We start from the raw sequence: 24,467 nt of genomic DNA, 5'->3' as shown, positions 1-24,467 counted from the left end.
GTCGCTTCCGACGTCTCGTTCGACGACCGACCCTCGCGTTGCGCGATTCCAGAACGAGCGCGTCCAGCGCCGCCTCCGTCGCGACCGAGGAAACAAAGGTCGGGCTACTGCCCGACAGGACCTCATCGACACTCCGCTTGCTCACAGCTGCCCCATCCGTCTACGACTGCGGTGGTTCCGCCGTCACAGAGGAAGTGCCCGGCACTGCCCGAAGTGTGACATGACGCCCGAAGATCGCGTTCTCAGGACCCGCGCGGTGTCTCGAGGAATGACAGCAGCTACGCCGCACTCGCCGCGAGCACGCGACGGGCCTGCTCGGCGGCGCCGAGCGCGACGTACTCGCCCGGCGCGGGCACCTCGACCTCGAGACCGAAGACCGCGGGGGCGATCTGCTGCACGGCGGCGGACCGCGCTCCCCCACCGACCAGGAGCACGCGCCGCAGCGGCACACCCTGGTCCCGCAGGGCGTCCAGCCCGGCGCCGAGCCCGGACAGCAAGCCCTCGACGGCGGCGCGGGCGAGGTTCTCGCGCGTGGTGGACGCGAGCGTCATCCCGGTCAGCGAGGCCGTCGCGTCCGGCAGGTTGGGGGTCCGCTCCCCCTCGAAGTAGGGCACGAGCGTGAGTCCGCCCGCTCCCGGCTCGGCCGAGAGCGCCAGCTGCGACAGTGCGTCATGGTCCACGCCCAGCAGCGCTGCGACCACGTCGAGCACGCGGGCCGCGTTGAGCGTGCACACGAGCGGCAGGTGGTGACCGTCTGCCGAGGCGAAGCCCGCGACGATGCCGGACGCGTCGACGGCGGGCGTCTCGCTCACCGCGAAGACCGTTCCCGACGTGCCGATCGACACGACCACGTCACCCACGCCGGCGCCGACACCGAGAGCGGATGCCGCGTTGTCGCCGGCACCGGCGGCGACCCGCCGGCCATCCCGGTCCTCGACCCATTCGTCGGCGGCGAGCACCCGTGGGACGACGACGTCGTGTCCGAGGGCCGACACGAGGAGCTCGCGGTCGTACTCACCCGTGACGGCGCTCCAGTACCCGGTGCCCGAGGCGTCCGAGCGGTCGGTGACGAGCTCGGCGAGCGCGGCGGCCCCGGCATCCGCGTCGCCCGCCGGTTCGAAGCCGCGGAGGCGCCAGGTCAGCCAGTCGTGCGGCAGTGCCACCGCCGCCGTCCGCGCCGCGTTCTCCGGCTCGTTGTCGCGGAGCCACCGCAATTTGCTGATCGTGAACGAGGCGACCGGCACGAGGCCGGTGCGCTCGGCGAGCCGCTCGGCGCCGTATTCGGCCACGAGGTCGGATGCCGCCCGCGCCGACCGCGTGTCGTTCCACAGCAGCGCGTCGCGCACGACGGCGCCGCGCTCGTCGAGCGCGACGAGGCCGTGCTGCTGGCCGCCGATCGACCAGGCCACGACGTCGGACATCCCGCCCGCGAGGTCGATCGCCTGCTGCAGCGCCGTCCACCACGACTCGGGGTCGACGCTCGTTCCGTCCGGGTGGGGTGCGCGCCCCTCCCGGATGACCCGACCGGTGTCGGCCTCGACGATCACGACCTTGCACGACTGCGTCGACGAGTCGACACCCATGACCAGCACCATGCCGGCATCCTCTCTCTCACGACATCCGCGAGACCGCACCTGCGCGCCGAGACGATGGGGTGAACCCAGCGTCTCGGCGCGCGATCGACGTCTCGGGGCTTAGCGCGCGCCGAGCAGGTGCTCGGTGGCGAGCTGCTGCAGACGGACGAAGCCGAAGCCCTTGCCGCCGAGGTACGCGTCGGTGTCGAAGTCCTCGTAGGCGGAGCGGTCGGCGACGAAGTCGTCGTAGGTCTCACCCTCGCCGAAGGTCGGCTGCGCGAGCTCGGCGACCCGGGCGGCTTCGAGCGCCTCCTGCACCTCGGGGTCGGCACGGAAGGCCGCCGCGCGCTCCTTCAACAGCAGGTAGGTGCGCATGTTGGCGGCGGCGGAGTCCCAGACACCGGTCTCGTCCTCGGTGCGGCTCGGCTTGTAGTCGAAGTGGCGGGGACCGTCGTAGGCCGGCCCGCCGTTGGGGCCGCCGTTCTCGAGCAGGTCGACCAGCGCGAAGGCGTTGTGCAGGTCGCCGTGACCGAAGACGAGGTCCTGGTCGTACTTGATGCCGCGCTGACCGTTCAGGTCGATGTGGAAGAGCTTGCCGTGGTACAGCGCCTGCGCGATGCCGGCGGCGAAGTTCAGACCCGCCATCTGCTCGTGCCCGACCTCGGGGTTCAGCCCCACGAGCTCGGGGCGCTCGAGCGATTCGATGAAGGCCAGGGCGTGGCCGACGGTCGGCAGGAGGATGTCGCCGCGCGGCTCGTTCGGCTTCGGCTCGATCGCGAAACGCAGGTTGTATCCCTTCTCGACGACATAGTCGCCGAGGAAGTTCACGGCCTCGCGGTAGCGCTCGAGCGCCTGGCGGACGTCCTTCGCCGAGTCGTACTCAGCGCCCTCGCGGCCACCCCACATGACGAAGGTCTCGGCGCCGAGCTCGGCACCCAGGTCGATCTGGCGCAGCACCTTGCGGATCGCGAAGCGGCGCACGGCGCGATCGTTCGAGGTGAAGCCGCCGTCCTTGAACACCGGGGCGCTGAAGAGGTTGGTCGTGACCATGGGGACGGTCAGGCCGGTGTCGGCGAGCGCACCCTTCAGCCGGTCGATCTGCGTCTGACGCTCGGCGTCGCTGGACCCGAAGGCGAAGAGGTCGTCGTCGTGGAACGTGAGACCCGCGGCGCCGAGCTCGGCGAGCTTCTCGACGGCGTGCACGACGTCGAGGGGCGGCCGGGTCGGTCCGCCGAACGGATCTGTGCCGTTGTAGCCGATGGTCCAGAGGCCGAATGTGAACTTGTCGGCCGGGGTCGGGGTGCGCATGCGTGCTCCTTCGCGTCGGTTGCTGCGACCTCAGCGTAGGTCGGTTTGTCTATTACGTCAACAAACTGTGTTCTCGTAGGCTGAGCCCGTGACTGTCGCGCCGGGAACCGCCGAACTCGTCCGGCGCGCCAACCTCGCCCGGATGCTCGTGGCCGTTCACCGCGACGGCCCGCTCTCGCGAGCCGCCCTCACCGCCGAGCTCGGCCTCAACCGCTCGACGATCGGCGCACTCACCGCCGAGCTCGCGCGCTGGGGACTCGTCACCGAGACCGCGGGCGCCGCCGAGGGGCGCATCGGCCGACCCTCCCCCGTCATCACCGCGCGCCCGGATGTCGTCGCCGTCGCGGTGAACCCCGAGGTCGACGCCGTCACCCTCGCCGCGGTCGGCCTCGACCGACGCGTCCACGCCCGCCACCGGGCGGTCACGACGGCGCTGATCACCCCGCACGAGCTCGCCGCGCTCGTGGCCACGACCCTCGAGGAGTGGCGTGCGGGCCCGCTGGCAGCGACGGCCGTCGTCGGGATCGGGGTCGCGGTCCCGGGTCTCGTCGAACCCGCCGCGGGTCTCGTCGTCCACGCGCCGCACCTGCGCTGGACCGACGCACCCCTCGCCGACCTCATCGCCGGCGCGACGGGAACACCCACCACCGTCGGCAACGACGCCTCGTACGGAGCACTCGCGGAACACCTCTTCGGCGCCGCACGCGGCGTCGCCGACGTCATCTACCTCAACGGCGGCGCCAGCGGCATCGGCGGCGGACTCGTCATCGGCGGCGCTCTCGTGGGCGGCGCGCGGGGGCTCGCAGGCGAGTTCGGGCACAATCCCGCCACCTTCGAGGATGCGGCCGACCGCCGCTCGGGCGAGCGCGCGGCCCTCGAGGACGAGGTGAGCCAGCACCGCCTGATCGCCTCCCTCGGCCTGCCCGGCGCAGACGACGCCGAGCTTCGCGCGGCGATCCACGGCGCTGCGAACCCGGCCGCGCGCGCCGAGGTGCAGCGGCAGCGCCGCATCCTCGCCGCCGCGGTCGCCGGCGCGGTCAACGTCCTCGATCCCGCCGTCGTGGTCCTCGGCGGATTCCTCGCGCCTCTCGTCGAGAGCGATGTCGACGGTTTCGCCGACGCGGTCGCCCGTCAGACGATCTCCGGATCCGCACCGCTCGTGCGCACCGCCGAGCTCGGTGACGACCGCCTGCTGGTCGGGGCTGCCGAGACCGCATTCGCGGCGCTGTTGTCGGACCCGGTGCTCGTCATGGCGGATTCCGTCCCCGCGTCAAGCGCGGCCTCGACAGGGCGCTGAACTCGTACGATCGGAGCATCCCCCGAGAGAGACGGCCGCATGCCCTCCCACCCCGCCCGACCCACCGCTGCCCCGCAGCGCCAGCGCAACGCGCTGGCTCCCGGCATCCTGGGAGCCGCTGCGCTCGTCGCCGGCACCGCACTGATCGGCGGCGAGTTCGCGATCGTCGTGTCGTTCGTCGTCGCGATCCTCGCGCTCATCATCGCGTGGTTCGCGATCCAGGCGCGGCAGTGGTGGTGGGCTCTGCCGATGGCGGCGATCGCCGTGCTCTGGAACCCCGTGTTCCCGTTCGAGCTCGCCCACCCGATCTGGCTCGCCGCGCACGTCATCGGCGCGGCCACCTTCATCGCCGCCGGAGCGCTGGTGTGGGTGCCCCGGACAGCGGGCGCCCGATGAGCCCCCGGACCGGGCACGGTGCCGCGCCGCACCCCGCCGGTGCCGCGCCGCACCCCGCCGGGAGCGGAATCGTGTGGGCACGCGTCGAGGACGGCTTTCACGTCGGCAGCCGCACCGGCGAGTTCGTCGGCTACATCGACCGGCAGCCCGACGGGCGCTACCTCGCCTACGACTCCCGATCGCAATGCGTCGGGGCGTTCTCCGAGTTGACCTCCGCCATGCGCACCCTCGGCCAGCCGTCATCCGCCGGCGCGCCCGACGAAGCGGCGCCCATCGAACTCCGGGAGATCCGATGACCTCGACGACGGACGGCCTGCTCTCGGTCCTCTACACGAGCAACGCGCGCACCCCGTTCGGTGATGACGATCTGGCCGAGCTCCTCGCGCAGAGCCGGGCCTCGAACGCGGCGAATGACCTGACCGGGATGCTGCTGTACCGCGGCGGCCGGTTCGTGCAGGTGCTCGAAGGACCAGAGCAGACCGTGCGCGACATCATCGCGACGATCGGCGCCGATCCACGGCACTCCGACATGCGCGTCCTCATCGAGCAGCCCATCACCCATCGCGAGTTCCGCGACTGGACCATGGGCTACCAGCCGATCGCGGAGACCACGGGCGATGCGCCCGCCGGATTCCGCGACACGTTCGATGACCTCGAGAACGCGGAGGACCCGAGCGCGACGCTGCGCGCGGCCCGCGAGCTCAGCCTGTGGTTCCGGGTGCGCTCCGCACGCGCACAGCGGAACGCGGACGCCGACTGAGCGGCATCCGCGTTCCGAGAGGCCGTTCCCGACGGGCGCGACCGGTGCTGCTTCTTACTCGCCGCGGCCCGTGGCGTCCTGCAGGCGGTCGATCTGCTCCGATGCCTCGGCCTTCGTGAGGTTGCCCGGCAGCTCCTCGCCGGCCTCGCGAGCGAGGGTGTCGAGGTAGCTGCGCTGCGGGCCGGTCATCGGCTCGTCGCCGGTGACCCACGTGTCGGGATCCTTGACGGGCGAGCCCTGTCCGCCACCCTCGGTTCCGCCCAGGGTCTCACCTGCCGGCTCGGGGGACGCCGGCGGGGTCGGCGCCGACGGCTCGCCGGGCGCGGGCGCCGTCGGCTCGGCGGGCAGGGGAACGTTCGGTTCGGCCGGCGCCGGGACGGTCGGCTCGTCGGGCGTGGGAATCGTCTGATCGCTCATGCCTCGACGCTAGGCCGGTCGGGCCGAGAAGCCGACCCACTTGCGCGGACGGCGAAAACCGCTCCACGAGAGAACCCGGCCCGGAGACGCTGTTCGGGCAGCGTCCCCGTGACCGGGTGTTCTTCGATGTTCGGCCACTCGGCGCAAGGAATGCGCAACGGGCGTACCGACGAACCTCAAGAAACCCGCAAGATCGCCGGGCTTGCCCTCGTCGACTCTGGCCCGGCACCCTGGAGGGAGCAGAACGAAGGGAGTCCGAGGTGGCACACGAACCGCGAGAGCACGGACCCGAGGTTCCCGACGCCGACGCCGAAGAGCAGGCGCGGCAGGTGGCCGAGGACGACGTCGAAGCGCCCGAAGCACCGGAGCCTACGAATGAGGCCGATGCTGCCGATATGTGGGAGCAGCGCCACGAGGTCCCCCTCGACGACGAGCCCGAGTGAGGGCGACGCCGGGCAGCGGGCGGGACCCGCGCCGGGCCAGGAGGGCTCCGACGTCCGGATTCGATCGGCGCTCGGAGAACAGGTGCGGATGCCGCTGCGGCAGCGACGCGCGCGCATCGGCGACCGTCACAGCGACGAACGCGATCAGCAGCAGCACCACGACGATGCCCGCGAAAGCGAGCACCCGCAGCGGTCGCAGGTGCCAACCGCTCGCGAGCTGGGCGATCACGAGCGGTGCGATCACGACGATCAGGACGACACCCGCGACGATGCGGACGCGGCTGGGTCGCATCACGGCACGCCACTGCGCCGCCGTGATGCCCGGGTCGACGACGATGTCGGCGTCCCAACGCCGCACGCGTCTGCTGACCTTCTCATGCAGGGACATGCTCTCTCCGCGAGCGGGATGTTCGGGTGCCCCGCTCCACCGGCGACCATCGGTCGCGTCGTTGCGAATGTGCGCCGGGTGCACGAACGAGCATTACGCCTCTCCCCTCCGCTCGTCCAGCCCTTTTCTCGAGTAATCGAAAACCGACAGTGTGGGATGGTGCGATTGACAGACGAGCTCGGCGCCTGGGCGGTGCGACAGCGGTGGTACGCCGGCAAGAGCCACGAACCGCGGTTCCGCATCCTCGACGCGCAACCGGCCCCCGAGGCCACGCGCTATCTCCTCATGGACGATGCCGGCGCGCTGCCGACCCTCTACAACGTGCCCCTGGCGCGCGTGTCCGTACCCGCGGACGGCGACGACGTCGTCGCCCGTGACGGAGACGACTACCTCGTCGATGCCGCCCGGCACACCGGCTTCACCGTCGGGACCCTGGCCGAGATGGGCGTCGACGTCTCGCGCGTGACCGGCTCCCGCGTGCTGACCGGCGAGCAGTCGAACACATCGATCGTGTACGACGTCGACGGTGAGCCCACGATCATCCTGAAGCTGTTCCGCACCCTCCACCACGGCGAGAACCCCGACGTGACCGTGCAGCGGGTGCTGAGCGACGCCGGCTCGCCGTTCGTTCCCCGCTTCTTCGGCAGCCTCGACGCGGAGTGGCCCGACATCGGGCGCGAGTCGGGATCGGCCAGCGGAACGCTGGGCTTCGCGCAGGAGTTCCTCCGCGGCGTGCGCGACGGCTGGGCCGTGGCGCTCGAGGCCGCGCGCGAGAACCGCGATTTCACCGACGCCGCACGCGACCTCGGCATCGCCGTCGCCGGGGTGCACGGCGCGCTCGCGGCCGCGCTCGAGACGACCGAGGCCGCGGCCGACGAGCTCGCGGCGACCGGGGCAGCCTGGCGCCGCCGCCTCGCGATCGCGGCGAACGAGGTGCCCGCCGTAGCGGACCGGGTCGATGCGATCGGCGCCGTGTACGACGCGGCCCTCGCGCGGCCGTGGCCCCGCCTGCAGCGCATCCACGGCGACCTCCACCTGGGCCAGGTGCTCGCGGTGCCGGCCGGGGGCTGGCGCATCGTCGACTTCGAGGGTGAGCCGCTGCGCCCCATGGCCGAGCGTGCCATCCCCGACCTCCCGCCGCGGGACGTCGCCGGCATGCTGCGGTCGTTCGACTACGCCGGCGCCGTCGGCGAGGGGCCCGATCCGACCGGGTGGGCGACCGCGTGTCGCGCGGCCTTCATCGAGGCGTACGCCGCAGCGCCGGGGGCGATCGAACTCGACCCCGTCCTGCTGCGCGCGCTCGTCCTCGACAAGGCCGTGTACGAGTCGATCTACGAGGCGCGCAACCGTCCGGACTGGCTTCCGGTTCCGTTGGCCGGGATCGACGCCGCGCTCGGCTGAGCCCGCCGCGGGCGATCCCGCGCCCCGCCGGCCCCCGCGGGCCGGGCGGTGATACATTCGTCGGCCCGGCGGTGCTGGTGTGAACCCGCGCCGCCCTCGAGGAATCACCAGCCTCAGCGATCCGGCGTGTGTATCCTCCAGCGCAGCGCGCCGCGCCGCGACTCAGTCCTCCGACTCCTCCGGCGCGGCGGGCGCGCGCAGCACCAGGAACTTGGCCCCGTACGCCGGCAGCGAGACGCTGAAGCTCTGCAGGTCGTCCACCCGGCCGAGCGTCTCACCCGATGCCGCGTCGAAGACCTCGCTCTGGGGCACGAGCTGCTCCGAGCGCACGGTGCCCTCGGTGGGCTCGGCGCAGAAGTTCAGCACGGTCACCTGCATGGCGGCATCCGCCTTCGGGTCTCCGTCGTCGAGCCGGTGCACGAGCACGAGCATCCCGGCGTGTGCCACTTCGGGGATGTCGACCTGCGAGGCTGAGGCGATCCCGTGCTCCCGGCGCAGGTCGAGGATGCCCGACAGGCGCGACGCGAACGACTCCGGGTCGTCGAGCTGCGCGGGAAGGGACCCGTAGAGCGCCCGGCCACGCGGCATCCCGGCGGGCGAACGCGTCGCCGCGGGGTCGACGTCCAGCAGGTCATGGGCGCCACGCTCGATCCACCGGGTGTCACCGCTCGAGATCAGGTCGGCGACCTCGTCGGCCGGCAGGGTGAGCATTCCGACCAGATCCCATCCCGACAGCGCGAAGACTCCCGGCTGCCAGGCGTTGTAGGCGCACAGCAGCAGGTGGGCGTCGCGGATGCCGGGGGTGTCGGCGTCGGTGATGTCTTCGAGCCGGGCTATCCCCCGCGTCGCGGCGATGAGCGAGGTGGTCGTGCAGGCGATGCCGTTCTGCGTGAAGACGCGGTTGAAGTCCGCGGTACCCGTGAGGTGCTCGGTGAGGTCGGCTCGCACCTCCTCGGCAAGCTGCGCGCCGGGGATCTCGCGTCCGCGGAAGCGGTAGACATCGTCGCCGTGACGGGTCGCCCAGTGCACCAGCTCGTACGTGAGCTCGTCGTGGTTCTGCATTCCGTGCACGAGCTGCACCGGGTGCACGCCGAGCTCGAGCGACGAGGTGAGCGCCAGCCGCAGGAACTCCGTCTGGCCGGTGGCGAGGGCGTGGTGGTATCCGGGGCGTCCGATGAAGTCGTACGAGAGGTCGGCTCCCACCGCACCGGTGTCGCGGATGTCCTCGATGGTCAGGTTGAGCTCCTGGAACGTGAACCCGCCCACCTTGCGCACCATGCCCGCGATGATGTGGTTGGCCGCGTGCGAGAGCGGGTGACCCTCCGACCAGGCCGGAAGACCCTCGGCGCTCTTCTCCACCCCGAGGAACCCGTTCGCGTCGAGTCGCAGTGCGCTCGTGCCGAGCTCGCCGAGCGAATGCAGGGCGTCGCCGATCACGAGGCGCATGCCCGCGAAGGTCGGGTCGAGCCAGTTGATGGAGGGCTGCCCCTGCTTGAAGTAGTGCAGATAGACCCAGCGCCGGGTCGCGCCGTCGGGTCCGATGACGGGGGCCGTGGCGCTCCAGTTCGTCTCCTTCACGCCGGGCGTGTAGAAGATGACGCGCTGCAGCGCCCCGATGATGTATCCGCGTTCGGCGAGCACGTGCTCCGTCGCGGGGTCGAGGTTGACACTGTCGTACCCCTCGGGGATCTCGGGGAGCAGGTCCCAGTCCTCGGGCGGGATCTCGACCATGTGGTAGATGCCGGGATAGTCCTTGAACCCCATCTCGGCGAGCCGGAAGTCGGCGCCCTTGCCGGTGTGGCCCGGCACGATGTCGTCGATGACGCTGCCGCCGTGGGCGTCGGCGACGTCGCAGAGTGCGCGGAACTCGTCCTCGGTGCCGAACGCCGGGTCGATCGCCGTGCTGATGCGGTCGAAGTGCCCGTCGACACTCGGGGTCTCACGCCAGCCCTCGATGCCGCCGGCGCCCTTGACGGGGCCGGTGTGGATCGCGGTGATCCCGATGCGCTCGAAGGCCGACCACAGTGCGTCGTCGCCGAGAGCCGACAAGAAGGACTGACCCGGACGGGTGATGAGCGACAGCGGGTAGGCCGTGAACCACACGTCGGTCGTCGCGATGGCCCGCCGCGCGTCGGGGCGCGCGTAGGGGTTGCGCCACATCGCCGGCTGCCCCGACAGCTGGCGGGCCAGCACATCGGCGTCCTTGAGCATCGAATGCCGCACGAGCCATTCGACGTACGACGGGTTGCTTCCGTTCGCGGTGCGCGGGTCGGTGCGGTTGCGACGCACGCTGCCGCCCCGGAACTGATCCCGGGGACGCAGCCGGCGCGGGCGCGCCGGGTAGCGCTGCTCGTCGTAGCTGATCTCGGGAACCTCGAGATCGGTGTCCTCGCCCTCAGCCCCCGTCGTTCCCGGCAGGGTGATGGGGGTGGTGTACAGGTCTTCCGGCTGATCGTCGCGCGCCATGACTCAACGCTAGGGGCGCCGCCGATCCGGCGGAAAGGGCTGGTGCCCGGACGGGCGAACCATTATGGGATGCCGCGGCCGACGAGCCGGCCCGGAAGCGAGCGGGGAAGGGCCGTCACCCGTCGCCCGTCGCGGCGAGGCGCGCTTGATACGACTTCCCCGTTCGGGGATGTACCGTCGCAGGGTATGACCCGACCCGCCGAGCACCGCCCCGTTCAGCCGCGAGATTCATGACCGGCCTCTCCCGCGAACTCGTATCCGTGATCTACAGCAGCCGGGCGGCGCGGGAATTCACGCCCGACGACCTCGACCGGCTTCTGCTCGACAGCCGGCAACGCAACGAGACGACGGAGCTCTCAGGGCTGCTCCTGTACCGCTCGGGTACCTTCCTGCAGCTGCTCGAGGGCCCCCGGAAAGCGGTGTGGCAACGGTTCGCGAGTATCGAACGCGATCCACGCCACACGGATGTCGTCGTCCAGTCCGCCGAGCCGATCGACCAGCGGATGTTCGGGCACTGGGCGATGGCTCACCCGGGCGCTCCCGAAGGTGATCTCGACGAGGTACCCGGATACCGGGAGGTCTTCGATGACCTGCACCGCACCGAGGCGACAACCCACGGTCAGTGGGCGTTCCGGGAGCTCACTCGATGGTTCGCCACCACCCTGTGACGTGACGAGCCTGACCGGCGCTTCCCGTCCCCGGGGCTCGCGAGCCGCAAGACCGCGAACCGGCGCCGATCAAACACCCGGACGCGCCCTCCCACATGCAGAAAACCCCCGGATAACCGGGGGTTTTCGGTGGCGGTGACGGTGACGGTGGGATTTGAACCCTGATCGGGGGTTTGACGCTGTGGTCGTCGACGTCTGAAACCGCGTGATTTCGCGGAAGTTGGGCACATCCCGAGACTGCCGGAAACACGTACTCACAGGCGTTCTGTTACCAGGATGTTCCCACGGGGCCAGGACCGGCGGGCGCCGCGGGGCGCGGCGGGGCAAGCCTGCGCATCGCGTCAACCCAGCCCTGAAGCGCGCCGGCTCACCTGGTGAGAGTTGCCACGCCCACCACGGCCACGCTCGGAGTGGCCCACCCCTCGCATTTCGAATACTGCTCCGTGTACTGTCTGGTGTACTGCACCAGACCGAGGAGACCCTGTGCCTACATCAATCACTGTTCCCGACGAGATCGCAGACGAGGTTCGCCGCTTCGCCGCTTTCATCGCAGCTGATCGCGCGGCCGTCGAGCTCGGGCCTGACCCCGTTTCCTCGTCGGCCGGAGATGACATAGCGGACTACCCGCTGTGGCCCGACTCGGACGTCATCGCGTTGGCGAACGCCGGCACGACGACAGCGAGTCACTATCGCACGATCATGGACGCGGTTCTGGCCCAGTCGATGGCCGCGAACTGGGTGTCGCTCGATGACCTCGCCTCGTGGACAGGGCTCAAGCGCTCAGCGTTGTCCACCTTCCGCACGCATCTCTACCGCTACATCAACACTCACCTCCCCGAGGGCACGGTTGCACCGTTCACGGGCGCCTGGGGCACAGAACTGCGGCCGGCGCGCGGTCGCGAGGTGTTCTACCGCGTGTCGACGCAGTGCGCAGACCAGTGGACCCGGATTCGACCGAGCCTGAAGGAAACAAGCTGATGGTGCTGTACCAGAGCATGCTCGTCGAGACGCCTTATCGCCTGGTCGACGTCGAGGATCGCGATCTGAAACCCGGTCACGAACTGGAGAACCAGTGCACGTACTGCGGCACTCAAGAGGGCGACCGTTGGCACGCAATCGGTGACATCACCGTCTATCTGGAGGCGTGAGAGCGTCTATCGCCCCCTGGCGACCGGGAAGTTCGAGCAGGGCGGTGTATGGCAGTGGCGATGCGCCGATCACCCGAAGCGTGCCTGGGCACCCCACAGCCATGAGGCACCCGGCGAGCTGCTGCCGGCGCCAGAGCACCCGTGCGCAGAAGTGGACGGCCTCACACGCAAGAAGTGCGGAGCTCTGAATGGCACCCGGAAGTTCGTCGAGGGCTGGTTCTGCCCGGATCACAGTACGCAGTATGAGCTGCGCGAGCAGGCGCGTCGCCTCCTCGGCGAAGAGGATCCCGAGGCCGGGGCGAGCGCTACCGTACGCTGACCGCATTCGAGCGTCAGGCCGGCCGCCAACGCGAGGCTTCGGCCGCCATCTCCGCGCGTGCACGGCTGAGGCGCGCTAGTCGCCTGGGGTTCTTGTCCAGGTTGAGCGGCGGGGCGAACTGCTTGATCACCGCAGTCTCGACCTCGCTCAGGCGAAGCGCCATCCCGGCCGGTGCCGGCCATACCGCGAGCGACAACCGGGAGTGCATCCAGGCGTTCAGCCGCTCATCGCCGCCGGGAGCGAGCGCGTAGTTCGCGAACCGCTCAGGATTGGCGAGATTGCGCGGGACGGCCTCCAGCTGAAGCGACTCCCGGAGGAGCGCGGCGAATGAGCGCCGCACAGTCGAGCTTCCCGTGCGCGGCTTCGACCGCGGATTCATCGCGAAGTGGCTGTTGAGGTCTCGGGATACGAGGCTGTCCTCCGCCTTGCCGACGTAGAGGGGCTGCGCGGGCGCCGGTTCGAGCTCGAGTTCTGTCCATGCCTGCTGATCGCCATAGATCGCATAGAGGCCAGGCCGCGCGGGCACATGTTCGACTGCGTCAGTGATCACCCAGCGCTCTCCGCAGAGCGCGCCGGTCGCGGCTCGGGCAAGATCGTCCAGCGGTTCCGATGCGGTCATGATCGCGACTGTACAAGTCGATTCGGCCGCTGATCCCCCTGGATGTCGGCGGTGCCCGTCATGCTGATCCTGTGCGACACATCGACACTCCACAGTCCGCCCGTGATCTTGGGGCTGAGATCCTGAGCCCGAGGCGCCGTCCGCTCGTGGTGATCAGCACGGATGAGGCCGGCGCGTTCCTGTACGACCCGGAGCATGTCGAGCGCGAGGTCGGCCAGGACGCCGATGTCGTCACGGTCGCCACCGGCGAGACGACCTTCGCCCTGCAGTCCACATTGCCCGAGAAGGCCAACGTGTACGGCGGGGCCGCGCGCTCTTATCCGCCGGACTTCCATAGGGCTCCGGACTGGTGGCGGTCCTCGCTGCGCTTCCCCAAGTACCACGGCGTCGAGGAGCTGATCGAGGATGCGCTGGCACAGGTTGTGACCACGATCGCCGCACCGGTCGAGAGGCCCCGTTGGGTGCGAGCGACGGTGGAGCGGGTCTCCGGAGTGACCGGCAACATTGCCCGCCTCGACGATGGGGAGCGGGTGATGATCATCGCCGACCGACTCGCGTCATCGCTCTCCCTCACTGAAGGGCTCGAGGCAGGCGGTTTCATCGAGGGCTGGCTCCTCGGCAGAGACCTCGCGCCCGAGGTCGAAGAGTTCGACCCCAGCCGGTTTGTGGATGGGTCCGTAACACTCGCGCGCGTGGTCAAGGTCACCGATCGCCGCGTGAACCTCATCCTGCATCCTCTTTCGCCGGAATACGCACTGCGCCGACGGGACGTGATCCCGGGCGTCGACAACGGCGAGAACGATGATGTGTCGTGTGCCGACATCGTGCGCGAGGGCGAGACGGTGAGGACGCGCGTGTCGCGTAATGGGCAGGTGCTCGCCTTGTCGCTGGTTGACGTCGACCAGGACGCGGCACTCGTCGAACCGCAGGCGCTGCTGAAGGGCGGTACCGCGTGGCTGCGCGAGGGCGTGCACCAGGAACTCGCAGCTCCATCCGCCCCAACTGATGACCCGGCGGCACCACCCACGGAGTCCATGGCGGTGCCGGCGCCCCTCGCGCAAGCCCTGCCCCTTGCCGGAGGCGCGAGCGCACGCGACCTGCAAGACGTTCGCGACGAGCTCACAAGTCTCCGCGGCGCGATCGGGCGCCTCGGGCACGAGCTGCGTGAAGGCACGGACCTCGAGACGCTCGACCGCCTGCGCGACGAGGTCACCAGCCTCGGGGCACAGCTACGAGAGGAGCGAGAGAAAAGTGCCGAGCGGGCGCTCATGATCAGCAGGCTGACTCGTGAGGTCCGCGACGCGAAGAGCGCCAAGTCGCAAGCCGCGCCCGCCAGCGAGTCACCACGTGAGCGACGAGAGCTCTGGCCGAATGGAGAGTCCTGGATCCGCGAGGAGATTCGCATCGCGTGGGCGCATCGGGTCCTGGCCGGCGAGAAGAGTCGATACCCATTGCAGGAGGGCTACCTCGTCGGCCCGAGCCTCGTCGGATCCCTCGACATCCTCGACGACGGTCAACTGGACAAGATGCTCCGCGCCGCGGTCTACGTGCTGATCGGGCGGGCCGCAGAGGTGCCGAGCCTCGATCTACATGAGCTGCGCAGCGGCATGGGCGGCGAAGATGCCCCGGTCGTGCGAGCGGATGGCGCCAAGTGCTGGCGCGTGGCGATCGAGCAGAAGACGGCGTCAGCGAGGCGTCTGCACTACTGGGCCCTGCCGGGCGGGCGGATCGAGCTCAGCCGCGTCGTCATCCACGACGACTACACGCCGTGAACTGGGACACCGCGAGGGCGCGCCGCGCCCTCCGACAGTAACCTTCGATCGGCAACTGTAAGCAGCGGAGAGAACATGGGAATCCTCGACAAGTTGGTGATCGGCGGCCTGACCGCGCTCATCGGAACCGGGCTCGTGCAGGCGGTCCGGTCGACTCGAGAGGAGGCGCGCCGAAAGAACGCTCCGCTCGAGTTCGACGACCGCATGACGCCTCAGGACTTTGCCGAGGCCGCAGAACGACTGGCAAAGGGTGCACCTCGCGTCCGCGAGGTCACAGTCATCGGGATGAACGTCAAGGTTGAAGTCCGATCCGTGAGCGGCCTCACGACCTGGACGGCCGAGCTTGACTTCAACGACTACGGCAAGCTCACCGGACGCTATTGGATCACCTCCGAGAACAGCCAGTCACCGATTCCCGAGTACATCGCCAAGGCCTTGCGGGCCGAGATCGAACAACGAGTCGGCCAGGGGACCTGATCCAAGGAGGACATGGCTGATGCCAGTTGAGATGAGAATGTGGCGGATCGACGGTCAGGACCCGAAGCCGCTGGCCGCTGCTGCGCTGCCCACCGAGAATGAGCTTCACCAGTTTCTACGGCGGGACCCGTCGTTGCTCGGATCGGCGCTGCTGGTCATCGGCAGCGAAGTGATCACACCCTTCGGCAAGCGCCTGGATCTGCTCGCAGTCGATGCCGAGGGGCACCTGCATGTGCTGGAGCTCAAGCGTGACCGCACACCTCGAGAAGTCGTCGCTCAGCTGCTGGATTATGGTTCCTGGGTATCGACACTGTCCCGGGACGACGTCATCGACATCGCCGAGAAGTACCTCGGCCAACCATTCGAGGCCTCGTTCGAAGAGGTGTTCGGCGTCGCACCGCCCGACGAACTCAATGGAGAGTTGCAACTCACTGTTGTGGCCTCGGCGCTGGACGCGAGCTCAGAGCGGATCGTCACATATCTGCGCGGCTTCGGCGTACCAATCAACGCCGTGTTCTTCACGTACATCGAGGACGACGAGCGACGCTATCTCGCGCGGTCCTGGCTCGCGACATCCGACGAGCGCCCCGGAGGCGGCGTTGCGAAGTCGACGTCGAAGCGCGCGACGTGGAACGGGCTCGACTGGTACATATCGTTCGGTGGAGAACGGTCATGGGACGATGCGCGCAGGCTCGGCTTCGTCTCCGCCGGAGGGGGCAAGTTCTACACGCAGACAATCCGCGCTCTGCCGGAAGGTGCGCGTGTGTGGGTCAACATCCCGCAGACCGGCTACGTCGGCGTCGGCGCAGTTGTCGGGCCCGCGGTCCGTTTCAACGATGCACGAGTCGATGTGAACGGGGCGCCCACGCCACTCGCGACGCAGCCCCTCGTCGGGTCGTATCCGCATCGAGACGCCCAGACGGATGATGACGATGAGTGGGTCGTACCGGTCGAGTGGATCCACACCGTCTCACAGAAGGACGCGTACTGGGAGAAGGGACTGTTCGCGAACCAAAACAGCGCCTGCAAGCTTCGGCAAGAGTTCACGCTCGAGCGACTTACTCAGCGCTTTAACATCCAGAGCGACAGCGAGTGAATGGAGTGGGAGACGATGGCCGGCCACCCACATTGCCTGAGCAGCCGCCTGCCGCCGCCTCGACGTCATCGAACGTCGCGAATAGCCTTCGAAGATGAGCGAAGATCCCGAAGAGACGCCGGCGGCTGAGGACGCTGCGCTGGTATTCAGCGATGGGGAGCATCTCCTCGTCATCGGCAACGACAAGCGCTCCGTCGAGAGGTATATGCGCTCCAAGGGCATCCTGGAGCGGGCGCAAGAGATTCGCGCGCAGCACTTCGCTCCGATGCTGCGAACCGCGGCCCAGGTCGGGCACACCATCTCCGAGACCATCGCCGAGTCGGGCCTCTGGGTCAAGCTCACGGAGGACTCGGCCGAGGCCAGGGCCAAGTTCGGCCTCATCGAAAGCGACATCCCTGGCATCTCGTACGCAGTGGCTGGCGACCGCGGCAACATCAAGCAGTGGCTGAAGTTCGACACCTCAGCCAGCGCGAAAGTCACAAACCCCCGCATGCTCTCAGGCATCGCAGGCGGGCTCGCGCAAGCCGCGAGCCAGGCGGAAGCCGAGCGGCTGCGCGAGATGCTCGCGTCGATGGACGAGAAGCTCGACCAGCTCCGGCGCGACAACCGCGACGAGATCCTCGGCGACATTGGTGGGATCGAGGAACACCTCCATGACGCGAACGCGATGCTGACCGCTCAGGGGGAGCTCGACTCGCAAGAGTGGGACACGCTCACGACGATCCCGCTGCAGCTCAAGCAGATCCGGCGCAAGGCCGTCCTGAAGGTTGAGGGCGTCGCCGACGACATGGCCAAGCACAAGAAGGTCGGCGACCTCAAGGCATGGCTGCCACAGGCCAAGCAGGAGGTGCAGCTATGGCTCAGCACAATCGCGCGGTCGATCGCAGCCCTCGACGATTTCGCGGTACTCGAGCTGGAGCACACCGCGGCGATCGCGCCAGAGAAGCTCGATGCCAAGAGACAGGGGATCCAGGAGGCGCGAGCGACCGCGATCGCCGACCTCACTGCGGGCATCACCGAACTGATGAAGCGGATGAGCGAGACCGCCGAGTGGGCAAACAAGAACGTGCTCGCAAACCACCGGACGGTACCCAAGGTTCTCGCCGCGATCGAGGATGCGCGTGGGGTCGTCAAGCGCCTCTACGACGTACTCGGACTCGAGGTCGACTGGGAATCACTCACCCCGGAACGCTGGCCGGATGCGCTCAAGCAGGCTCAGCAGTGGAAGAACGCGCTCGCCCAGGGCGGGACGTTCGTGAAGGAGAAGGGCGGCCCGGCCGCCGCATGGGGAGTCGGCATTGCGGCAAGCACCATTGTCGCCGCGCTCATCAACGGCAAGGGGTCCACAGGAGACTTCAAGACCCCCGAGACCTGAGGACGTTCAGTACCGCTCCACGCGTAGGTAGGCGCCTTCACCGATTCGTGCAGCAGCTCTGAGCCAGGGTCAGTGGCGACGCCGGTTCGATGATGGCAGTCCACCGGTAACCGTGTGCACGCTTGTTGCGCTACTGCGACGGGAGACGTCGATCGGGGTGATCTGGTCCCGATTCAGCCTCTGCGTCACCTCGACGATCTGCGCGATGGGGCCGGTGACATTCGCGGCCCCCATGATCGCGTCCGATCCGTCACACAGCCGCCCTGTGCTGGGGTCGTTGTGTGAGTAGGCGCGTCCGCGGCTGCGGACCTTAACCAGCATGTCGCATACAAGGCACTGGGCCATCGGAGCGGCAAGACGGCGGGTTCCACTCGATCCAGTGCCGACCCGCTTGCCGCTCGCCTTGCACTTCACGCCCGCCGGGTCGAGGTGGGGCATGCGCCTATCAGTGGCTGACTCGACGGCGATGACCATCCCGCACTTGCTGCACTCTTGCCGGAAGTGCTTCACCGTGCCGTCCCGCCGATCGAGGCGCCCGGGACGAAGTATTACCAGGATGTTCCCACGCCCCCTCGCGCAGACATGACGAAACCCCCGCGATCCCTGTGTTTCCAAGGGCTCTGCGGGGGTTTCGGGTGGCGGTGACGGTGGGATTTGAACCCACGGTAGGGGGTTACCCTACACAACTTTTCGAGAGTTGCACCTTCGGCCGCTCGGACACGTCACCGCCGACCAGTTTACGACATCCGAGGGGATGCTGCGAACCACGGTGTCTGCGGCCGGGCGTAACGTGGCCTCGTGACGCGATCATCAGCTCCGCAGACAGCACTCGTCGTCGCGATCGCGTCGCTCGCGTCATCCGTCGCCTTCCTCGACAGCACGATCGTCAACGTCGCGCTCCCGGCGATCGAGCGCGAGCTCGGGGGTGGGCTCACGACGCAGCAGTGGGCCGTGGACGCCTACCTGCTGACGCTCTCGTCGCTCATCCTTCTCGCCGGGTCGGTCAGCGACGCGTACGGGCGCCTGCTCGTGCTGCGCATCGGCCTCATCGGCTTCGGGGTCGCCTCGCTCGCCGTGGGGCTCGCCCCCGATCCGCTGTTCCTCATCGTGGCCCGCGCCGTGCAGGGCGCCGCCGGCGCCTTCCTCGTGCCGAGCTCCCTCGCGCTCATCACCTCGCTCCTCCAGGGCCACGAGCGCTCCCGCACGATCGGCCTGTGGACCGCTTTCACGACGGGCGCCTCCCTCATCGGGCCACTGCTCGGCGGGCTGTTCGTCGACCTGCTGTCATGGCGATACGCCTTCCTCATCAACGTGCTGCCGGTGGCCCTCACGCTGTGGCTCGTCACACGGCTGCCCGGGCACGACGAGCGGCGCACCGACGCGGGCATCGACTGGCTCGGCGCCGTCCTGTGCACCGCGGGGCTCGGCGGCATGGTCTTCGCGCTCATCGAGCAGCCCAACCTCGGCTGGGGCTCGCCCGCGATCTGGATGCCGCTGGTGGGCGGCGCCGTGATGTTCGCGGCGTTCCTGTGGCGCCAGCGCACGTCGCGGCATCCGATCCTCCCGCTCGGGCTGTTCCGGGCCCGCAACTACTGGACCGGCAACCTCTCGACCCTCTTCGTCTACGCCGCACTGTCGCTCAACGGGTTCGTCGTCGGCGTCTACCTGCAGGAGGGCGCGGGCCTCAGCGCAACGCTCGCGGGGCTCGCGTCCCTGCCGACGACGGTGCTGCTGATCGCGCTCAGCCCGTGGGCCGGATCGCTTGCCGAACGCTTCGGCGGGCGCGTGTTCATGACCGTCGGGCCGCTCGTCATGGCGGGCGGCGCGCTGATGCTGCTGCTCGTGGGCGAGGACTTCGATTACTGGTGGCAGGTGCTGCCCGGCCTGCTCGTGTTCGGTCTCGGCCTCGCCGCGACCGTCTCGCCGCTGACCTCGACCATCCTCGGCGCGATCGACGCCGAACGCTCGGGCATCGCCTCGGCGGTGAACAACGCCGTCGCCCGCGTCGCGGGGCTCGTGGTCATCGCCTTCCTCGCACCGATCGTCGGTGGCACCCTCGACCTCGGGGGGTTCCACCGCGCCGCGATCGTCACCGCAGCGCTCATGGCGGCAGGCGGGCTCATCGCGTTCGCCGGCATCCGTCGCGTCCCCGAGCCGGCTCCCGCTCCCTGAACCCCGCTCGGCATCGCCCGTCGCCTCACACCGGCGGCTCAGCCCGGATGACGCTCCGCGGCGAGCGGGCCGAGCACCGCCAGCATCCGCAGCTTCTCGGCATCCGCGCTGCCGGGCTGCGGGGTCAGGGTGAGCAGCGCCTGTGAACGGTCCTCGGTGAACAGCACCTGGCAATCGACCTCGATCTCGCCGACGGCCGGATGCACGAGCACTTTGTGATCGGCGAAGCGCTCGGCGACCTCTTCGAGCTCCCACAGCCGCGCGAACTCCGCGCTGCCCGCGCGCAGGTCGGCGATCAGCCGCGCGGCGCGCGAGGACGGTCCGCTCCGTCCGGAGACGGCGCGGAGATTCGCGACGATGGCGCGGCTCTGCCGAGCGTGGTCCGACACCGGGTACACCGCGCGATCGGTGTCGGGACGCATGAACCAGCACCACGCACCGCTGCGCTCGGGTCCGGTGAGCGACTCGCGCGGACCGAACAGTGCCCGGGCGAGGTCGTTCTGCGCGAGGGTCTCGTCGAGCTCCGAGATGACGAGCGCCGGGATGTCGCCCAGGCGATCGAGCACACGCTGCAGCGCCGGCGCGACGTGGTCCGCCGATCCCGAGAGCTGGGGCGGCGCGTGCCCGGCGAGGCGGTGCAGGTGGTCGCGCTCGGAGCGCGAGAGCCGCAGCGCCCGCGTCAGCGATGCGAGCATCTGCGGGCTGGGCTGCGGCCCCCGCTCCTGCTCGAGCCGGGTGTAGTAGTCGACGCTCATGAGCGCCAGCTGCGCGACCTCTTCACGCCGAAGGCCCGCCACCCGCCGGCGCACTCCCCCGGGCAGGCCGACGTCGTCCGGTCGCAGGCGCTCTCGGCGAGCGCGCAGGAAGCTGGCGAGGGCTGGTCTGTCCACGCCCCCATCATGGCGGGCACGCAGCGCGCGAACCAGGGAGCGCCGATCCCCCGATGAGCGCTGCCTGGAGCCGATCGGATGCCGCGACGAGAGTCGTCGCATGAATATCACCGATCGCACCATCTTCATCCCCGGAGCCACGAGCGGCATCGGACGCGCCCTCGCCCTCGCGTTCGCCGAAGGCGGCAACACCGTCATCGTCGGCGGGCGCCGCGCCGAGCTGATCGACGAGCTGCGCCGGTCGCACCCCGCGATCGACGGCGTCGTCATCGACGTCGCGGACGCGGCATCCGTCCAGCGCGCCGCCGACGAGGTGCTCGCGCGGCACCCCGAGCTCGACACCGTCGTGGCGATGGCGGGCATCATGTCGGCGGAGGACTGGACCACGCCGGCCGGATTCTTGACGAGTGCGGAGCGCACCGTCGAGACGAACCTGCTCGGACCCATCCGCCTCATCGGGGCCTTCATCGAGCACCTGCTCGCCCGTCCCGACGCCACCATCGTCACGGTGTCGTCCGGGCTCGCGTTCACTCCGCTCCGCGTGACGCCGAGCTACAACGCGACGAAGGCAGCGATCCACATGCTCAGCGAGTCGCTGCGACTGCAGTATGCCGACACGTCGGTCGACATCGTCGAGCTCGTGCCCCCGGCGGTGCAGACCGACCTGCTGCCCGGTCACGCCGAGAACCCGCAGGCGCAGCCGCTCGACGCGTTCGTCGCCGAAGTGATGGGAATCCTCGAGCGCGACCCGGGGGTGCGCGAGGTGCTCGTCGACCGGGTGCGGTTCCTCCGCCACGGCGAGGCGCGCGGCGACTACGACGACGTCGTCCGCGCGATCAACGCCACCGACCCGCACACGCAGCGCTGAGGAGCGCACTCCGCGCGTGTGCCGGACGCATCTGGCATACGCGCGGGCGGTGCTCTGGTGGCGCATGAGCGCTGCCTGCCAGACTGTCGGCATGAGCGCGATCGAAAACTCCAAACTCACCGTCGTCGGCGCGGGCGCCGTCGGATCCAGCGTCGCCTACGCGGCCCTCATCCGAGGATCGGCCCGCCATGTCGCCCTCTACGACATCGCCACCGAGAAGACCGAGGCCGAAGTGCTCGACCTCGCCCACGGCGCGCAGTTCACCGGCTCGAGCGACATCACCGGCGGCTCCGACATCTCGGTCGCGGAGGGTTCGCATGTCGTCGTGATCACCGCCGGAGCCAAGCAGAAGCCCGGCCAGACGCGCATCGAGCTCGCGGGAGTGAACGCCGGCATCATCGCCTCGATGATGCCGCAGCTGCTCGAGGTCGCCCCGAACGCGACGTTCGTCATCGTGACCAACCCCTGCGACGTGCTCACCGTCCTCGCCCAGGAGGCGACCGACCTTCCGCCCGAGCGCATCTTCGCCTCGGGCACCGTGCTCGACACCTCGCGTCTGCGCTGGAAGATCGCCCGCCGCGCCGGCGTCTCGATCTCGAGCGTTCACGCCTACATCGTCGGCGAGCACGGCGACACCGAGTTCCCGCTGTGGTCGCACGCCACCATCGGCACGGTGCCGATCCTCGACTGGGTGCCGCTCGACGGCCAGCCGAAGTTCACGGCCGAGGAGCTCGACCAGATCGCCATCGACGTCCGCGATGCGGCTTACAAGGTGATCCAGGGCAAGGGCGCGACCAACTACGCCATCGGCCTCTCGAGCGCTCGCATCGTCGAGGCGATCCTCCGCGACGAGGATGCCGTGCTGCCCGTGTCGACGGTGCTGCGCGACTTCCACGGCGTCGACGGCATGGCCCTGTCGGTGCCTTCGGTGGTCAACCGCCAGGGCGCGTTCCCGGTGCGCGAGATCGCATTCTCCGACCGCGAGCTCGAGCTGTTCCGGCACTCGGCCGGCGCGCTCAGCGAGGTCGCAGCCTCCCTGCGCAGCTGACGCCCGTCCCCGCGCTCGCGGGCCCGGGTGGTGATACATCTGTCGGACCGGCGGTGCTGGTGTCGTCCCGGAGCGCCGGGGACGCGACATCCGCACCACCGGTCCGACGTCTGTATCGGCGGTCCGGCGAGCGGCCCGCGCGTCGGGCCCGGTGAGCCGGGGGATGTCGGACCCGCCGCCTAGCCTGGACGCATGGCCTCACGACGACCCTCCCCCACGACGGCCTTCAAGTGCACCGAGTGCGGCTGGACGACGGCGAAGTGGGTGGGCCGCTGCGGTGAGTGCCAGCAGTGGGGAACCGTCGTCGAAGCGGCGACCCAGACCGGCATCACCTCGGCCGTCACGGCGGTCAGCCCGGGCGCTGCGCGTGCCGCGCGGCCCATCACGGAGATCGACACGACCGAAGCGCCGCGGCGCTCGAGCGGCGTCGGCGAGTTCGACCGGGTGCTCGGCGGCGGCGTGGTGCCCGGCGCAGCCATCCTGCTCTCGGGCGAGCCCGGGGTCGGCAAGTCGACGCTGCTGCTCGAGGTCGCCGCGCAATCTGCGCGGTCGGGTCGGCGCGTGCTCTACGTCAGCGCCGAGGAGTCGCTCGGCCAGGTCCGGCTGCGCGCCGAGCGCACGGGAGCTCTCCACGACGCCCTGTACCTCGCGAGCGAGACCGACCTCGCGACCGTGTTGGGCCACGTCGACGATGTACGACCCGACCTGCTGATCGTCGACTCCGTGCAGACGGTGTCGTCCTCGCTCTCCGACGGCGTGGCGGGGCAGCCGAGCCAGGTGCGCGAAGTGGCATCCACCCTCATCCGGGTGGCGAAGGAGCGCGACCTCCCCGTCCTGATCGTCGGCCACGTCACGAAGGACGGCTCGATCGCCGGGCCACGCGTCCTCGAGCATCTCGTCGACGTGGTCTGCCAGTTCGAGGGCGACCGGCAGACCTCGCTGCGCTTCGTGCGGGCGCTGAAGAACCGCTTCGGCCCCACCGACGAGGTCGGGTGCTTCGACATGACCGGCGACGGTATCGCGGAAGTGCCCGACCCCAGCGCCCTGTTCCTCGGTCACGGCGACCCCGTTCCGGGCACCTGCGTGACGATCGCGCTCGAAGGACGCCGCGCGCTGCCGGTGGAAGTCCAGGCCCTGACCCTCAAGACCGGGGCACCCAATCCACGCCGCGTGGTCAGCGGCGTCGACAGCGCCCGCGTGGCCATGATCCTCGCCGTTCTCGAAAAGCGCGGGGTCGCCGTCACGAGCGACCAGGACGTCTACGTCTCGACCGTGGGCGGCGTTCGTCTCGTCGAGCCCGCCGCCGACCTCGCGATCGCGATCGCCATCGCCGGAGCCGTCGGCGGCAAAGCGGTGTCGCGGCAGGTGGCGGCCTTCGGCGAGCTCAGCCTCGCGGGCGAGATCCGCCCCGTCACCCAGTCGGGCCAGCGCCAGTCCGAGGCCAAGCGCATGGGTTACTCCGCCGTGGTCGACGCCTCGTCGCGCACGATCGGCGGCGCCATGCGCGATCTCCAGGTGCGTCAGCCGGTCGCGTCGTCCGCCGACACGGGCTTCTGACCCGCACC

General features: G+C 69.6%; 23 protein-coding genes and 1 tRNA gene. 16 read left to right on the top strand and 8 right to left on the bottom strand.

The genetic code is table 11. The features are described from left to right. Positions 1 to 278: 278 nt before the first annotated feature. The gene (xylB, locus tag ACPYN5_RS08620) at positions 279 to 1,595 is read right to left on the bottom strand and encodes a xylulokinase (protein WP_424448570.1); all 1,317 of its coding nucleotides are present in this window, start codon (positions 1,593 to 1,595) and stop codon (positions 279 to 281) included. Between the two features lie 99 nt (positions 1,596 to 1,694). Then, positions 1,695 to 2,882, bottom strand: a complete 1,188-nt coding sequence (gene xylA, locus ACPYN5_RS08615; protein ID WP_424448569.1) for a xylose isomerase — start codon at positions 2,880 to 2,882, stop codon at positions 1,695 to 1,697. Between the two features lie 88 nt (positions 2,883 to 2,970). On the opposite strand from xylA, the gene ACPYN5_RS08610 reads away from it, so the two are divergent. Genes ACPYN5_RS08610 through ACPYN5_RS08595 form a run of 4 tightly spaced genes read left to right on the top strand, consistent with a single transcriptional unit; the run spans position 2,971 to position 5,335 of the window. Next, positions 2,971 to 4,179 carry an ROK family transcriptional regulator gene (locus ACPYN5_RS08610; protein ID WP_424448568.1) on the top strand — a complete coding sequence of 403 codons (1,209 nt, stop codon included), beginning with the start codon at positions 2,971 to 2,973 and terminating at the stop codon, positions 4,177 to 4,179. Positions 4,180 to 4,218: 39 nt separating this feature from the next. Continuing rightward, positions 4,219 to 4,575, top strand: a complete 357-nt coding sequence (locus ACPYN5_RS08605; protein WP_424448567.1) for a DUF6804 family protein — start codon at positions 4,219 to 4,221, stop codon at positions 4,573 to 4,575. After that, a complete protein-coding gene (locus ACPYN5_RS08600; protein WP_424448566.1) occupies positions 4,572 to 4,871 on the top strand; it encodes a hypothetical protein in 300 nt (99 codons plus the stop codon). The genes ACPYN5_RS08605 and ACPYN5_RS08600 overlap by 4 nt, the downstream gene beginning before the upstream one ends. After that, positions 4,868 to 5,335: a BLUF domain-containing protein gene (locus tag ACPYN5_RS08595; protein WP_424448565.1), complete on the top strand. Its 468-nt coding sequence runs from the start codon at positions 4,868 to 4,870 to the stop codon at positions 5,333 to 5,335. Before ACPYN5_RS08600 ends, ACPYN5_RS08595 begins: the two co-directional genes overlap by 4 nt. A 54-nt stretch (positions 5,336 to 5,389) precedes the next feature. Here the strand turns inward: ACPYN5_RS08595 and ACPYN5_RS08590 are convergent, their stop codons facing one another. Continuing rightward, positions 5,390 to 5,599: a DUF3072 domain-containing protein gene (locus ACPYN5_RS08590; protein WP_424448693.1), complete on the bottom strand. Its 210-nt coding sequence runs from the start codon at positions 5,597 to 5,599 to the stop codon at positions 5,390 to 5,392. Positions 5,600 to 6,121: 522 nt separating this feature from the next. Beyond that, positions 6,122 to 6,583, bottom strand: a complete 462-nt coding sequence (locus tag ACPYN5_RS08585; RefSeq protein ID WP_424448564.1) for a hypothetical protein — start codon at positions 6,581 to 6,583, stop codon at positions 6,122 to 6,124. 156 nt (positions 6,584 to 6,739) lie between these two features. Here ACPYN5_RS08585 and ACPYN5_RS08580 point away from each other — a divergent pair, with 156 nt between their 5' ends. Further along, complete coding sequence (locus ACPYN5_RS08580) at positions 6,740 to 7,984, top strand: phosphotransferase (protein WP_424448563.1); 1,245 nt, start codon at positions 6,740 to 6,742, stop codon at positions 7,982 to 7,984. 162 nt (positions 7,985 to 8,146) lie between these two features. On the opposite strand, the gene treS is transcribed toward ACPYN5_RS08580, so the two are convergent. Further along, on the bottom strand, positions 8,147 to 10,450 hold the full coding sequence (gene treS, locus ACPYN5_RS08575) for a maltose alpha-D-glucosyltransferase (protein WP_424448562.1): 2,304 nt from the start codon (positions 10,448 to 10,450) through the stop codon (positions 8,147 to 8,149). Between the two features lie 230 nt (positions 10,451 to 10,680). Between treS and ACPYN5_RS08570 the strand changes: the two genes are divergently transcribed. The 3 genes from ACPYN5_RS08570 to ACPYN5_RS08560 all read left to right on the top strand — a co-directional run bounded on the left by ACPYN5_RS08570 (position 10,681) and on the right by ACPYN5_RS08560 (position 12,266). Further along, the gene (locus ACPYN5_RS08570; protein WP_424448561.1) at positions 10,681 to 11,118 is read left to right on the top strand and encodes a BLUF domain-containing protein; all 438 of its coding nucleotides are present in this window, start codon (positions 10,681 to 10,683) and stop codon (positions 11,116 to 11,118) included. Between the two features lie 483 nt (positions 11,119 to 11,601). Further along, positions 11,602 to 12,096: a hypothetical protein gene (locus ACPYN5_RS08565; protein ID WP_424448560.1), complete on the top strand. Its 495-nt coding sequence runs from the start codon at positions 11,602 to 11,604 to the stop codon at positions 12,094 to 12,096. Further along, positions 12,096 to 12,266: a hypothetical protein gene (locus ACPYN5_RS08560; protein WP_424448559.1), complete on the top strand. Its 171-nt coding sequence runs from the start codon at positions 12,096 to 12,098 to the stop codon at positions 12,264 to 12,266. The genes ACPYN5_RS08565 and ACPYN5_RS08560 overlap by 1 nt, the downstream gene beginning before the upstream one ends. A gap of 332 nt (positions 12,267 to 12,598) precedes the next feature. Here ACPYN5_RS08560 and ACPYN5_RS08555 read toward each other — a convergent pair whose 3' ends face one another. Continuing rightward, positions 12,599 to 13,204 (bottom strand): GIY-YIG nuclease family protein, encoded by a 606-nt coding sequence (locus ACPYN5_RS08555; RefSeq protein ID WP_424448558.1) that lies wholly within the window; start codon positions 13,202 to 13,204, stop codon positions 12,599 to 12,601. Positions 13,205 to 13,350: 146 nt separating this feature from the next. Here ACPYN5_RS08555 and ACPYN5_RS08550 point away from each other — a divergent pair, with 146 nt between their 5' ends. The 4 genes from ACPYN5_RS08550 (at position 13,351) to ACPYN5_RS08535 (ending at position 17,924) form a co-directional block, all read left to right on the top strand. After that, entirely contained in the window at positions 13,351 to 14,976 is a 1,626-nt protein-coding gene (locus ACPYN5_RS08550) for a hypothetical protein (RefSeq protein WP_424448557.1), read from the top strand. A 75-nt stretch (positions 14,977 to 15,051) separates the two neighbouring features. Next, positions 15,052 to 15,453: a hypothetical protein gene (locus ACPYN5_RS08545; protein WP_424448556.1), complete on the top strand. Its 402-nt coding sequence runs from the start codon at positions 15,052 to 15,054 to the stop codon at positions 15,451 to 15,453. Positions 15,454 to 15,472: 19 nt separating this feature from the next. Beyond that, positions 15,473 to 16,549 (top strand): endonuclease NucS domain-containing protein, encoded by a 1,077-nt coding sequence (locus ACPYN5_RS08540; RefSeq protein ID WP_424448555.1) that lies wholly within the window; start codon positions 15,473 to 15,475, stop codon positions 16,547 to 16,549. Between the two features lie 94 nt (positions 16,550 to 16,643). Continuing rightward, positions 16,644 to 17,924 carry a hypothetical protein gene (locus ACPYN5_RS08535; protein ID WP_424448554.1) on the top strand — a complete coding sequence of 427 codons (1,281 nt, stop codon included), beginning with the start codon at positions 16,644 to 16,646 and terminating at the stop codon, positions 17,922 to 17,924. 636 nt (positions 17,925 to 18,560) lie between these two features. On the opposite strand, the gene ACPYN5_RS08530 is transcribed toward ACPYN5_RS08535, so the two are convergent. Then, positions 18,561 to 18,651, bottom strand: a tRNA-Ser gene (locus tag ACPYN5_RS08530). A 71-nt stretch (positions 18,652 to 18,722) separates the two neighbouring features. Between ACPYN5_RS08530 and ACPYN5_RS08525 the strand changes: the two genes are divergently transcribed. Beyond that, the gene (locus ACPYN5_RS08525) at positions 18,723 to 20,096 is read left to right on the top strand and encodes an MFS transporter (RefSeq protein WP_424448553.1); all 1,374 of its coding nucleotides are present in this window, start codon (positions 18,723 to 18,725) and stop codon (positions 20,094 to 20,096) included. A 38-nt stretch (positions 20,097 to 20,134) separates the two neighbouring features. On the opposite strand, the gene ACPYN5_RS08520 is transcribed toward ACPYN5_RS08525, so the two are convergent. Further along, the gene (locus ACPYN5_RS08520; protein ID WP_424448552.1) at positions 20,135 to 20,986 is read right to left on the bottom strand and encodes a helix-turn-helix transcriptional regulator; all 852 of its coding nucleotides are present in this window, start codon (positions 20,984 to 20,986) and stop codon (positions 20,135 to 20,137) included. 100 nt (positions 20,987 to 21,086) lie between these two features. Between ACPYN5_RS08520 and ACPYN5_RS08515 the strand changes: the two genes are divergently transcribed. From ACPYN5_RS08515 to radA, 3 genes are all read left to right on the top strand, one after another. Then, positions 21,087 to 21,854, top strand: coding sequence for an SDR family oxidoreductase (locus ACPYN5_RS08515; protein WP_424448551.1), 768 nt, complete (start codon positions 21,087 to 21,089; stop codon positions 21,852 to 21,854). 91 nt (positions 21,855 to 21,945) lie between these two features. Beyond that, complete coding sequence (locus tag ACPYN5_RS08510; RefSeq protein WP_424448550.1) at positions 21,946 to 22,902, top strand: L-lactate dehydrogenase; 957 nt, start codon at positions 21,946 to 21,948, stop codon at positions 22,900 to 22,902. Positions 22,903 to 23,094: 192 nt separating this feature from the next. Then, positions 23,095 to 24,459 carry a DNA repair protein RadA gene (radA, locus tag ACPYN5_RS08505; RefSeq protein ID WP_424448549.1) on the top strand — a complete coding sequence of 455 codons (1,365 nt, stop codon included), beginning with the start codon at positions 23,095 to 23,097 and terminating at the stop codon, positions 24,457 to 24,459. Positions 24,460 to 24,467: the final 8 nt, after the last annotated feature.

Source organism: Microbacterium arborescens, from assembly GCF_049707515.1.
Classification (GTDB): domain Bacteria; phylum Actinomycetota; class Actinomycetes; order Actinomycetales; family Microbacteriaceae; genus Microbacterium; species Microbacterium arborescens_B.
This window is presented reverse-complemented; position numbering and strand designations above follow the sequence as displayed.